This is a genomic window from Saccharopolyspora sp. SCSIO 74807 (genome assembly GCF_037023755.1).
Classification (GTDB): domain Bacteria; phylum Actinomycetota; class Actinomycetes; order Mycobacteriales; family Pseudonocardiaceae; genus Saccharopolyspora_C; species Saccharopolyspora_C galaxeae.
This window is the reverse complement of record NZ_CP146100.1, coordinates 287,149-299,942: the sequence shown is the minus strand read 5'-3', so window position 1 is coordinate 299,942 and position 12,794 is coordinate 287,149. Positions and strand designations below refer to the sequence as shown.

General features: G+C 71.3%; 11 protein-coding genes. All 11 read left to right on the top strand.

The features are described 5' to 3' along the window. Positions 1-93: 93 nt before the first annotated feature. The 11 genes from ftsY to V1457_RS01330 all read left to right on the top strand — a co-directional run bounded on the left by ftsY (position 94) and on the right by V1457_RS01330 (position 12,792). The gene (gene ftsY, locus V1457_RS01380; protein WP_338599344.1) at positions 94-1,722 is read left to right on the top strand and encodes a signal recognition particle-docking protein FtsY; all 1,629 of its coding nucleotides are present in this window, start codon (positions 94-96) and stop codon (positions 1,720-1,722) included. Between the two features lie 94 nt (positions 1,723-1,816). Further along, positions 1,817-3,034 (top strand): MFS transporter, encoded by a 1,218-nt coding sequence (locus tag V1457_RS01375; protein ID WP_338599341.1) that lies wholly within the window; start codon positions 1,817-1,819, stop codon positions 3,032-3,034. A gap of 104 nt (positions 3,035-3,138) precedes the next feature. Next, positions 3,139-4,473, top strand: coding sequence for an ammonium transporter (locus V1457_RS01370; RefSeq protein WP_200070178.1), 1,335 nt, complete (start codon positions 3,139-3,141; stop codon positions 4,471-4,473). Further along, positions 4,470-4,808: a P-II family nitrogen regulator gene (locus V1457_RS01365; protein WP_200070177.1), complete on the top strand. Its 339-nt coding sequence runs from the start codon at positions 4,470-4,472 to the stop codon at positions 4,806-4,808. The genes V1457_RS01370 and V1457_RS01365 overlap by 4 nt, the downstream gene beginning before the upstream one ends. 426 nt (positions 4,809-5,234) lie before the next feature. Further along, a complete protein-coding gene (locus V1457_RS01360; protein WP_338599335.1) occupies positions 5,235-5,819 on the top strand; it encodes an AAA family ATPase in 585 nt (194 codons plus the stop codon). A gap of 332 nt (positions 5,820-6,151) precedes the next feature. Beyond that, positions 6,152-8,146 (top strand): DEAD/DEAH box helicase, encoded by a 1,995-nt coding sequence (locus V1457_RS01355; protein WP_338599332.1) that lies wholly within the window; start codon positions 6,152-6,154, stop codon positions 8,144-8,146. 239 nt (positions 8,147-8,385) lie between these two features. Beyond that, entirely contained in the window at positions 8,386-9,942 is a 1,557-nt protein-coding gene (ffh, locus tag V1457_RS01350; RefSeq protein ID WP_295149139.1) for a signal recognition particle protein, read from the top strand. Beyond that, entirely contained in the window at positions 9,939-11,015 is a 1,077-nt protein-coding gene (locus tag V1457_RS01345) for an amidohydrolase family protein (protein ID WP_200070174.1), read from the top strand. Before ffh ends, V1457_RS01345 begins: the two co-directional genes overlap by 4 nt. Positions 11,016-11,125: 110 nt before the next feature. Continuing rightward, positions 11,126-11,920 carry a CPBP family intramembrane glutamic endopeptidase gene (locus V1457_RS01340; RefSeq protein WP_295149142.1) on the top strand — a complete coding sequence of 265 codons (795 nt, stop codon included), beginning with the start codon at positions 11,126-11,128 and terminating at the stop codon, positions 11,918-11,920. Between the two features lie 180 nt (positions 11,921-12,100). Next, on the top strand, positions 12,101-12,556 hold the full coding sequence (gene rpsP / locus V1457_RS01335; RefSeq protein WP_200070172.1) for a 30S ribosomal protein S16: 456 nt from the start codon (positions 12,101-12,103) through the stop codon (positions 12,554-12,556). Beyond that, complete coding sequence (locus V1457_RS01330) at positions 12,553-12,792, top strand: RNA-binding protein (protein WP_009943617.1); 240 nt, start codon at positions 12,553-12,555, stop codon at positions 12,790-12,792. Before rpsP ends, V1457_RS01330 begins: the two co-directional genes overlap by 4 nt. The last annotated feature ends 2 nt before the right edge of the window (positions 12,793-12,794 follow it).

Below are 12,794 nucleotides of genomic sequence, written 5' to 3'. Positions count from 1 at the left end.
CCGTGGGACGCAAGCGAGTTCGCCGCATTGTTGGTCAATCGCCCACTGCGGGGCTCCTCCACCAGCGGAATCCGCAGGTGCGAGGATGGACCGGTGTCCACCTCGAACCTGATTCTGATCGCCGTCGTCGTCTTCGTGGTGCTGGTGCTCGCCGTGGTCACCGGCGTGCTGCTGGCCCGCAGGCGCCGGATCAGCCTGCGTGATCAGGAGGCGCAGCGGCAGGACGGACAGGTAGCGGGCGGCGGTTCCCAAACCGGTGGCGGCTACCAGGCGGGCGGCGGTATCAGCCTCTCCAGCGGTGGCGCGGCCACTGCGCCCGCGGAACATCCGGTCGAGGAGCGCACCGAAACCGAGGGGCAGCCCGCCGTCGGCGACGACGCCGCCGTGCCCAGGGACACCCAGCGGCGCGGCATCGTGGACGTGCCGCTGCCGACCGAGACCGAGACCGAGGTCGAGGCCGAGACGGGGACGCCGCGCGAACCTTCGGCGGGCGCGACGGCCGTCGAGGAGCCCGACCCGGGTACCGCGACCGCGGAACCGGCAACGACCGACTCGGCAACGACCGACGCGGCGGTCCAGCCGGCCGACACCGCCGCGGACACCACCGAAGACGTCACCGGAACCGCCGAACCGGCAGGCAGCACCGCGTCCACGGGTGCGGCCACCACCGACGAGACCGCAGCAGGAACCTCGGACACGACCGCCCCCGCCGAAGTCCCCGACCAGGGCCGCGTCGAGGCACCGCCGGAACCGGCTCCGGCCGCCCCCGAACAGGTCGAGGAGATCGAGCCGACCACCGGCAGGCTGGAACGCCTCCGCGGCAGGCTGTCCCGCTCCCGCTCCACGTTCGGCCAGGGCCTGCTGGGCTTGCTCGGCGCGGGCGACCTCGACGAGGACTCCTGGGAAGAGGTCGAGGACACGCTGCTGATGGCCGACCTCGGCGCGGCCACCACCACCGAGATCGTCGAACGGCTCCGCACCGAGATCGCCTCCCGCGGCGTGCGCACCGCCGACGACGCGCGGGCGCTGCTGCGCGAAGTGCTGATCGACGCGCTGTCCACCGAGCAGGAACGTTCCGTGCGCGCCCTGCCGCACGGCGACCCGGCCGACGGCGGCAAGCCCGCCGTGTTGCTGGTCGTCGGCGTGAACGGCACCGGCAAGACCACCACCACCGGCAAACTCGCCCGGGTGCTGGTCGCCGACGGCCGCAAGGTGCTGCTGGGCGCGGCCGACACGTTCCGCGCCGCCGCTGTCGAACAGCTCGGCACCTGGGGCGACCGGGTCGGCGCCGAGGTGGTGCGCGGCAACGAGGGACAGGACCCGGCCAGCGTCGCGTTCGAGTCCGTCACCCGCGCCACGGACAGCGGGGTGGACGCCGTGCTGGTCGACACCGCGGGCCGGCTGCACACCAAGACCGGGCTGATGGACGAACTCGGCAAGGTCAAGCGGGTGGTGGAAAAGCGCGCCCAGGTCGACGAGGTGCTGCTGGTGCTGGACGCGACCACCGGCCAGAACGGCCTCGCGCAGGCGCGGGTGTTCTCCGACGTGGTGGACGTGACCGGCATCGTGCTGACCAAGCTGGACGGCACCGCCAAGGGCGGCATCGTGTTCCAGGTGCAGCGCGAGCTCGGCGTGCCGGTGAAGCTCGTCGGTCTCGGCGAAGGCGCGGACCACCTGGCACCGTTCGAGCCCGCCGCGTTCGTCGACGCGCTGCTGAGCTGAACCTGCGCGAAGTACCGGCCGCGGAACTCGCGGTGACGATCACGATGCGCCCGAGCCATTCCGCGCAACGCACCGGCATGTTCCACTTCGTGCCGTGACGACGCAGCTGCGGGAACGGTTCGCGATCGGAACCTCGGTGCTGGTCGTGCTGGTGGCGTTGGCGCTGCGGCCGCCGGTGACGGCCGTGGCCCCGGTGCTCGATCGGATCCTCGGAGACCTCGGTCTCTCCAGCACCTTCGGCGGCGTGCTGACCACGCTTCCGCCGGTGTGCCTGGGAGTTTTCGCGTTCGTCGCGCCGCGGTTGCGGCAGCGCTTCGGCGATGAACGAGTGCTCGTCGGCTGCCTCGTGGTGCTGCTGGCGGGCAACCTGCTGCGCGCCGCGGGGTCGGTTTGGGCGCTGGTGGGGGGCACCGTCGTGGTCGGCGCGGGCATCGCGGTCGCCAACGTCGCTCTTCCCGGCGTGATCAAACGGGACTTCCCGAGCCGCGTGCCGGGCGTGACCGCGCTGTACACGATGTGCCTCACGCTCGGCGGAGCGCTGGCCGCGAGCGTGGTGGTGCCGCTCGGCGGAGCGCTCGGTTCCGCATGGCGGCTGCCGCTGGGCCTGCTGGCGGTGCCGGTGCTGCTGGCACTGCTGCTGTGCGCGTTCGCCCTTCGCGGTGCGGTGAGCAGGCAGCGGGTCGTGCGGCCCGGACTGCTGTGGCGCAACCGGCTGGCCTGGCAGGTCACCGGCTTCATGGGTGCCCAGTCACTGATGGCCTACGTCGTGTTCGGCTGGTTGCCTTCGATGGCGCAGAGCCAGGGCATGTCCGCCGAAGCGGCCGGGGCGCTGCTCGGTGTGCAGGCCGCGGTGCAGGCGCTCGGATCGTTGACGGTCCCGGTGCTGTGCCGCCGGCTGCGGGACCAGCGCTGGGTGGCCATGGCGTTGGGAGTGCTCACCGCGCTCGGTTTCGCCGGGGTACTGCTCGCCCCCGGGACTGCCGTGGTTTGGACCGCCACCGTCGTGCTGGGCTTGGCGCAAGGCGCCGCGTTCGGTTTGGCGCTGACGTTGTTCGGGCTCCGCGCCCCGGACAGCGACACCACGGTCGCGCTGTCCGGCATGGCGCAAGGCGCCGGATACCTGATCGCGGCGACCGGTCCGCTGCTGATCGGAGTGCTGCACGGAGCCACCGGCGGCTGGAGCGCCCCCCTGGTGCTGCTGATGGTTTGCTGCGCTGGGGAAACGGTGCTCGGGGCGGTCGCGGGCCGGGATCGGCAGGTGCCGTCGGTGATCGGCGCGCAACATGCCGGTGACGGGACAACCGCGCCGTAACACCGCGCGGCCCAAGGTTCACGGCCGCGAAACAGCAGAAACGGACACTTGAAACACGCCTTCCCCAGGATGCGGGCTCGACTCGGTACGCACGGGGAGGCGACGTGAATTCAGGCGATACCGCATGGGTGCTGATCAGCGCGGCACTCGTACTGCTCATGACACCTGGGCTGGCGTTCTTCTACGGCGGCATGGTGCGCACCCGCGGTGTGCTCAACATGCTCATGATGAGCCTCGGCAGCATCGGGGTCGTCGGAGTCCTGTGGGTGCTGTTCGGGTACTCCGCGGCGTTCGGCTCCGACCTCGGCGGGCTGGGCCTGCTCGGAAACCCCGCCGAACTCTTCGGGCTCGGCGGCCTGCTCGGGCCGGATGAACTTTCCGGCACCATCCCGACGCTGGTCTTCGCCGGGTTCCAGGCGATGTTCGCGATCCTCACGGTCGCGCTGATCTCCGGCGCGATCGCCGACCGCGCCCGCTTCGGCCCGTGGCTGCTGTTCGCCGCGCTGTGGGCCGCCGTGGTCTACTTCCCGGTCGCGCACTGGGTCTTCGCGTTCGACGAGACCGATGCCGCGGGCAACGTGACCGCCGTCGGCGGCTGGATCGCCAACCGGCTCGCCGCCATCGACTTCGCAGGCGGCACCGCGGTGCACATCAACGCGGGGGCCGCCGCGCTCGCGCTAACGATGGTGCTGGGCAGGCGCACCGGCTGGCCGAAGCAGGCGGGCAAACCGCACAACCTGCCGTTCGTGGTGCTCGGTGCCGGACTGCTGTGGTTCGGCTGGTTCGGCTTCAACGGCGGCTCCGCGCTGGCCGCCGACAGCACTGCGGCCGTGGTGCTGGTCAACACGCTGGTCGCCACCAGCGCCGCGATGCTGGGCTGGTTGCTGGTGGAGCGGCTGCGCGACGGGCACGCCACCACCCTCGGCGCCGCCTCCGGAATCATCGCCGGCCTGGTCGCGATCACCCCGGCCTGCTCCTCGGTCACCCCGCTGGGCGCCATCGCGGTCGGTGCGATCACCGGTGCGGTGTGCGCGCTGGCGCTGAGCCTGAAGTACAAGCTGCGCTACGACGACTCGCTCGACGTGGTCGGGGTGCACCTGGTCGGCGGCCTGGTCGGCACTCTGCTGGTCGGGTTCTTCGCCTCCGCTTCGGCACCCGCCGGGGTGGACGGGCTGCTCTACGGCGGCGGTTTCGACCAGCTGTGGCGGCAGGCCGTGGGCGCTGTCGCGGTGCTGATCTACTCGTTCGTGCTGAGCTTGCTGCTGGCCTACCTCGTCAAGGCGCTCGTCGGATTCCGGCTGAGCCCGGACGACGAGGCCGAAGGCATCGACGAAACCGAGCACGCCGAATCCGCGTACCACTTCGGCGACGGGCGTTCCGCCCGCTCGCCGTTGCGCGCCGACGACGCCGAACGCGAGCTGGAGGGCAGCCACCCATGAAGCTGGTCACCGCGATCGTCCAGCCGGACCGGCTGGAGCCGTTGCAGGAAGCGCTGGCCCGACTGGGCGTGCTCGGCATGACCGTCAGCGACGCGCAGGGCTACGGCAGGCAGAAGGGCCACACCGAGGTCTACCGGGGCGCCGAGTACGCGGTGGACTTCGTGCCGAAGTCCCGCGTGGAAGTGCTGGCCGAGGAGTCCGCAGTGGACGACGTCGTCGAAGGCATCGTGACCGCCGCCCGCACCGGCCGCGTCGGCGACGGCAAGGTCTGGGTCACCGCGATCGACTCCGTCACCCGGGTGCGAACCGGGGAAACGGGCAACGACGCGATCTGAGCCTGCCGCCGCACAACACCGCGCCGGGCGCGGGCCGAAAGGTCCGCGCCCGGCGCTTTCGCGCGGTTGCCCGGGAGACCACGCAAAGCGGATGCGTAGCACTACGCACCCGTACTCACGGGGGTTCACGGGTCACCGGGGCCCGCCCGGACCGGCAGACTTCTGCCCGTGCCGAGGCGGAGATCTCCGGGGGAACCGCCGGTGACGGTGGGCGGAGGACCGCTCTCGGCGCGGTCGCTCGTGCTGGGGGACGAGCGACCGGGGGTCGGGAACCGGGTCGTCGCTGGGGGACGACCCGGCTGACCTGGGGGTGGATGGGGGAGCCCTGGGCGGCTCGCGCGAGGGGGGCGAGCCGCCCGGGGACTGCTTCCACGGCGGCGACCGCTCGCTCCGGCCAAGATCCGTTGCGCGTAGCCTGGCCGTGTCGTGGACATTCCGGACGAGTCCGCCGCAATGGCGGGACCACCTCCCGCAGTGCGCGTGCCCCGCCGCGCCCTCGTGGTCCTCGCGGGTCTGCCCGGAGCCGGCAAGAGCACCCTGCTGCGCAGGCTCACCGCTCCCGCGGGAACCGTCGTGCTCGACTCCGAGCAGGTCCGCGCCCGGCTGCGTGCCGCGCTGCCCGCGCAGCTGCCCTACCGCTGGTACCGGCCGCTGGTGCACGCCGTGCACCGCGCGCGCATCGCCTGGTTCTGCTGCACCGCGCGCGGCCTGGTCGTGGCGCACGAGCCGTCGACCCGCGGCGGCACCCGGCTCATGCTCGTGCTGTTCGCCGTGCTGACCGTGCGGCCCCGCTTGCTGGTGTGGTTGCACGTCGGGCCGGAAGAAGCGCTGGCGGGCCAGGAGGCGCGGGGGAGGCTGATCCGCAGCCGCGTGTTCCGGCTGCACGTGCATCGGGCGTACCGAGTGCATCGGACGCTGCTCGCGGGCGGACGGCTGCGGGGTTGGCAGCATGTGCTCTTGTTCACCCGCAAGGACATCGAGCGCGGGCTCGAGCTGCGAACGCCGAGGTGAGATTCGTCCCGAAGGCGCGGGTGGGTGCGGGGCCGGGGCGGGGTGATCGCTATCCTGGTCGGTGACGGTGCGGCGGTACGACGCCGCACTTGGCTGAGACAGCGAGCTGCGAGTGACTGGCAACAGTGTGTGTGCGTGCCAGGTGTGCGCGGCTTGAGTTGCGCTAGCAGCACCTCCCGTGCCCCTCGGGCGTCTGCCCCTCGGGTGTCGATGGCGGAGCTGCGTTCGGACCTGACTGTTGCGCCTCGCCGCGGGCACGCCGGCGGTGCAGGGCCGTGTGACGCATCCGTTCAGCCCCTGGCCACCACCGACCGAGGAGACTCGCTACATCCATGTCTCGAACCGAGGACGTAATTTCCGACCGGGCAGCGGAATTCCCGGCCGCGATCGCCGAAGCTCCGGCGGCGCCGGACGCGACCGCGACCGCCGCGGAAGCCGCGGAAACCCCCGGAACAGCGGAATCCGCTCAGCCCGCTGAGTCCGCGCAAGCCGAACCGGCCGCAGCGGAATCCGCTCCCGCAACCGATCCGGAACCGGCCGAGCAGACCGAGCAAGCTGACCAGGCCGAGCAGGCCGAGCAGACGGACCAGGCCGCGAGCCGGAACGGCTTCGACGCCCTCGCGCTCGACCCGCTGGTGCGCAAGGTGCTCGGCGAACTGGGCTACGAGAACCCGTCCCCGATCCAGGCGCAGACCATCCCGCCGCTGCTGGACGGCCACGACGTGATGGGCCTCGCGCAGACCGGCACCGGCAAGACCGCCGCGTTCGCGCTGCCCATCCTCAGCCGCATCGACCTGGACGCCCCCGGCCCGCAGGCGCTGGTGCTCGCGCCCACCCGCGAGCTGGCGATCCAGGTGGCCGAGGCGTTCGAGCGCTACGCCAAGCACCTGCCCGGCTTCCACGTGCTGCCGATCTACGGCGGCCAGAGCTACGGCCCGCAGCTGGCCGGGCTCAAGCGCGGCGCGCACGTCGTCGTCGGCACGCCCGGCCGGCTGATCGACCACCTCGACAAGGGCTCGCTGAACCTCAGCGCGCTGAACCACCTGGTGCTCGACGAGGCCGACGAGATGCTGCGGATGGGCTTCATCGAGGACGTCGAGCGGATCCTGCAGTCGGTGCCGCAGCAGCGGCAGGTGGCGCTGTTCTCGGCGACCATGCCGGGCGCGATCCGCAAGATCAGCCAGTCCTACCTGCGCGAGCCGGTGGAGATCTCGGTCAAGACCAGCACCAGCACCGCCACCAACATCAGCCAGCGCTACGTCCCGGTGCGCGGCCCGCAGAAGATGGACGCGCTGACCCGCATCCTCGAAGTCGAGAAGTTCGACGCGATGATCGTGTTCGCGCGCACCAAGCAGCTCACCGAGGAACTCGCGGAGAAGCTGCAGACCGCCGGGTTCAACGCCGCGGCGATCAACGGCGACGTGCCGCAGGCGCAGCGCGAACGAACCATCGGCCACCTGCGCGAGGGCCGCATCGACGTGCTGGTCGCCACCGACGTGGCCGCCCGCGGGCTGGACGTCGAACGCATCTCGCACGTGCTCAACTACGACATCCCGCACGACAGCGAGTCCTACGTGCACCGCATCGGGCGCACCGGCCGCGCCGGGCGCAGCGGCGAGGCGATCCTGTTCGTCTCCCCGCGTGAGCGGCACATGCTGCGCTCCATCGAGAAGGCCACCCGCCAGAGCATCGAGCAGATGGACCTGCCGACCGTCGACGCGGTCAACGATCAGCGGCTCGCGAAGTTCGCCCAGAACATCAGCGACACGCTGCAGAAGGGCAACCTGGAGCTGTTCCAGAAGCTCGTCGAGGAGTACGAGCGCAACCACGAGGTGCCCGCCACCCAGGTCGCGGCGGCGCTGGCGAGCATGGTGCAGGGCGACCGCCCGCTGCTGCTGGAACCGGACCCGGAGCCGGACAAGCAGCGCCGCAACCGCGGCGGCGGGTTCGAACCGGCCGGTCCGGAGACCGACACCTACCGCGTCGAGGTGGGCCGCCGGAACCGCGTGACGCCCAGCGCGCTGGTCGGCGCGCTGGCCAACGAGGGCGGGCTGCACAGCAAGCACATCGGGCACATCGACATCCGCGACGCCCACACGCTCGTCGAGCTGCCCGCCGAGCTGCCCGAGGAGATGCTGCGCAAGCTGCGCAAGACCCAGGTCGCCGGGCGCGGGCTGCGGATCAGCCGCGCGGACGGCGAAGTGCTCGCCCGGCGCGGGCCGCGGCCCGGCGGCGGACGCGGCGACAAGCCCCGACCGCCCCGCAAGGGACAGCGCGCACCGCAGTCGGGTCGCGGTCCCAGCAAGCGCCCGCGGGACCGCGCCTGATCCCGGCGAGGACGTGAGAGCGTCCTCGCCGCCGGAAACAAGTCCGCGCGCTGCGGCTGTGCAGCACGCGTGAAACCGACCCGGCCCGGAACGCCGCTGCTGGTGCGGCGTTCCGGGCCGCCGGTTCTCCTCGGGCGGGCGCGGTCCGGTTACCCTCGATCCCAAGTATTCAGGTACCGCAGCACTCGGGTGCCTGGAGCGCTCAGGTACCTCACTCGACTCAGGAGCGGCGAGAACCCGTGTTCGACACCCTTAGCGACCGGCTCACCTCGGTCCTGCAGAACCTGCGCGGCAAGGGCCGGCTCTCGGACGCCGACATCGACGCCACGGCGCGAGAGATCCGCATCGCCCTGCTGGAAGCCGACGTGGCGCTGCCGGTGGTGCGCGCGTTCATCGCGGGTGTCAAGGACCGGGCCAAGGGAGCGGAGGTCTCCGCCGCGCTGAACCCGGCCCAGCAGGTCATCAAGATCGTCAACGAGGAGCTGGTCGGCATCCTCGGCGGCGAGACCCGCCGCCTGGAATACGCCAAGAACCCGCCCACCGTGATCCTGCTGGCCGGGCTGCAGGGTTCCGGCAAGACCACGCTCGCGGGCAAGCTCGCCAAGTGGCTCGCGGGTCAGGGCCACACCCCGATGCTGGCGGCGTGCGACCTGCAGCGGCCGAACGCGGTCAACCAGCTCCAGGTCGTGGGTGAGCGCGCGGGCGTGCCGGTGTTCGCGCCGGAGCCGGGCAACGGCGTCGGCGATCCGATCGGGGTGGCCCGCGGCAGCCTGGACGAGGCCAAGCGCGCCCAGCACGACGTGGTCATCGTCGACACCGCCGGCCGGCTCGGCGTCGACGAGGAGATGATGCAGCAGGCCGCGGACATCCGGGACGCGGTCAGCCCCGACGAGATCATGTTCGTGGTCGACGCCATGATCGGCCAGGACGCGGTCAGCACCGCCGAGGCGTTCCGCGACGGCGTCGGCTTCTCCGGCGTGGTGCTCACGAAGCTGGACGGCGACGCCCGCGGTGGTGCCGCGCTGTCGGTCCGGCAGGTCACCGGCCAGCCCATCATGTTCGCCTCCAACGGGGAGAAGCTGGAGGACTTCGACGTCTTCCACCCCGACCGGATGGCCAGCCGGATCCTCGGCATGGGCGACATGCTCACCCTGATCGAGCAGGCGGAGCAGGCGTTCGACGCCGACCAGGCCGAGCAGGCCGCGGCCAAGCTCGGCTCCGGGCAGCTGACCCTGGAGGACTTCCTGGAGCAGATGCAGGCGGTCCGCAAGATGGGGCCGCTGCAGAACCTGCTCGGGATGCTGCCGGGCGCGAACGGCATGAAGGACCAGCTGGCCAACTTCGACGAGAAGCACCTGGACCGGCTGCAGGCCATCATCCGCGGCATGACGCCTGCCGAACGGGACGACCCGAAGATCATCAACGCCTCGCGCAGGCAGCGCATCGCCCGCGGTTCCGGGGTCAACGTCAGCGACATCAACGATCTGGTGAACCGGTTCTTCGAAGCCCGCAAGATGATGCAGTCGATGGCCGGCCAGTTCGGCGGCTTCGGCGGCGGCGGTGGCGGCAAGAAGGGCAAGAAGGGCAAGGGCAAGAACCGCAAGGGCAAGAACAAGGGCCCGACGCCGCCGAAGGGCATGAAGGGGATGCCGGGTGGGATGCCCGGCGGAATGCCCGGGCTGCCGCCCGGCGGTGCGGGTGGTCCCGACATGTCCAAGCTGGAGGGCGGGCTCAACGAGCTGCCATCGGGCTTCGACCCGTCCAAGCTGAACTTCGGCGGCAAGAAGAAGAAATGAGCGCGGCGCTGCACCTGCGCGGGGTCCTGCTGCCCGGCGGTGAGACCGGTGACCTCTGGCTGCAGGACGGTCTGATCAGTCATCAGCCGATTCCGGGCGCGACGACCGTGTTCGACGGCGGCTACGTGCTGCCGGGCCTGGTGGACGCGCACTGCCACGTCGGCATCGGGCCGGAAGGCCCGGTGGAACTCGACGTTGCCGTGCAGCAGGCCGAGACCGATCGGGACGCGGGCACGCTGCTCATCCGCGACTGCGGCGCGCCGATCGACACCCGGCCGCTGCAGGAGCGCACCGATCTGCCGCGGATCATCCGCGCCGGGCGGCACCTGGCGAAGCCGAAGCGCTACATCCCGTACCTGGCCGACCAGCTCGAGGACGAGTCCGAGCTGCCGCGCGCCGTGGCCGAGCAGGCCGAGTACGGCGACGGCTGGGTCAAGCTGGTCGGGGACTGGATCGACCGCTCCGCAGGGGACCTCGCCCCGCTGTGGAGCGACGGGGCGCTGACCGAAGCGATCGAGGTCGCGCACGCGCACGGCGCCCGCGTCACCGCGCACGTCTTCGGCGAAGAAGCGCTGCCGGGCCTGCTGCGAGCGGGCATCGACTGCATCGAGCACGGCACCGGGCTCACCGACGACACCGTGGAGCTGATGGCCCGGCACGGCACCGCGCTGGTGCCGACGCTGGTCAACATCGAGAACTTCCCGTCGTTCGCCGCTTCGGCGAGCAAGTACCCCGACTACGCCGCGCACATGACCGCGCTGTACGAGCGCGGCGACGCGACCGTGGCCAAGGCGGTCGAAGCCGGCGTGCCGGTCTACGCGGGAACCGACGCGGGCGGCGGCATCGAGCACGGCGTGCTCGTCGACGAAGTGCTCGCGCTGCACCGCGTGGGGCTCTCCGCGGAGGAAGCGTTGGGCACGGCGTCCTGGTCGGCCCGGGAATGGCTCGGGTACGGGGGCTTGCAGCACGGCGCGGTGGCCGATTTGCTGTGCTACGACGACGATCCCCGCAAGGACCTCGCGGCGTTGCGGCATCCTCGGCGCATCGTGCTGCGGGGCGCGGTCGTCGGCTGACCCGCATCCGATTTCGGATGCTCGGCAGGAAAGCGCGAAGGTAATCTGGCGGTTCCGCCATGGCCCGCCGCGAGCGACCCGGATGCCGTTCGCCCGAGACGGAGGCGCCCGTGCAGGTACCGAACCCCGACTTCCCCGACGGCGCGGCGGAGGCCGGAGGCGCGGGAACCACCGCTTCCGCGAGCGCGACCGCGCAAGCCGACCGTCCCGGCTCCGCCCGGCCCGATCACCGCTGGGGCTTCGGCGCGTTCTTCTTCGCCGAAGCCGTGTTCATCCTGACTTCGGTGGTGCTGCCCGCGATCTACGGGAAGCCGAGCGGTGACGGCCCCCTGATCGTGTTGATGATGATGGTGCCGACGTTGCTCTCCGGCGCGGTCGCGGTGCTGATCACGGTGCTGCGCGGGAACGGGCCGCGGCTGGACTTCGGGCTGAACCTGCACTGGTGGGACATCCGGACCGGGCTGACCGTCGGCGCCTTCGGCATGATCACCACGACCGCGGCTTCGATGATCTGGATCCGGTGGGTCGGCCCGGACAACGCCACTTCGACCGTGAGCAGCCTGCTGGACGGGGTGCGGCTGTCGCCTTCGCTGGCGGTGCTGCTGTTCCTGCACGTGTGGCTGATCGCGCCGATCTGCGAGGAGCTGCTGTACCGGGGCCTGCTGTGGGGCGCGATGGACCGGCTGCGGTGGAGCCAGATCAGCGCTTTCGTGCTGTGCACGGCGCTGTTCGCGATCGGGCACCTGGAGCCGGAGCGGACCGCGCTGCTGCTGGTGATCGCGGTACCGATAGGCGTGGCGCGGATGCTCACCGGCCGCCTCACCGCCAGCGTGGTCGCGCACCAGGTGAACAACTTCCTGCCCGCGCTGGGTCTGCTGCTGCTCTCGCTCGGCGTTCTCGGTTAGGCCGCCGGGAGCCTGCTGCGGCGGGGAAACCGGCGTCTGGCACAATTGTCGACTGTTCGCCGTGCGGCGGTCCCTCTCACCGTCCGCGGCCGTCTACGTATGAGCATGGAACACCGTTTTCCCCACACGGCTCGACATGCTCCCCGAGCACGAACGAGAGTCTGAGGAGCACCAGCACCCGTGGCTGTGAAGATCAAGCTGGCGCGGATCGGTAAGGTCCGCGAGCCGCACTACCGCATCATCGTCGCCGACGCGCGCACCCGCCGGAACGGCCGGGACATCGAGACGATCGGGCAGTACCACCCGAAGGAGAACCCGAGCCGCATCGAGGTCAACTCGGATCGGGCGCAGTACTGGCTGGGCGTCGGCGCGCAGCCGACCGAGCCGGTGCAGGCCATCCTGGAGGTCACCGGTGACTGGCAGAAGTTCAAGGGCCTGCCGGGCGCCGAGGGCACGCTGAAGACGCCGGAGGCCAAGCCTTCCAAGCAGGACCTGTTCAACGCCGCGCTCGCGGCCGCCGGTGAGGAACCGACCACCGAGGCCGTCACGCCCAAGAAGAAGGGCGGCAAGAAGGCCGAGGCGGACACCGCCGAAGCCGCCGCCGAGGAGCAGAAGTCCGAGGACGGCCAGGCGTGACGGTCCTAGCGGACGCGCTCGAACACCTGGTGCGCGGCATCGTCGACAACCCCGACGACGTCCGCGTCCAGCTCCTCACGACTCGGCGCGGCCGCACCCTGGAAGTCCACGTGAACCCGGACGACCTCGGCAAGGTCATCGGTCGCGGCGGTCGCACGGCGACCGCGCTGCGCACCGTGATCTCCGGCATCGGCGGTCGCGGCATCCGGGTCGACGTGGTCGACACCGACCGTTGACC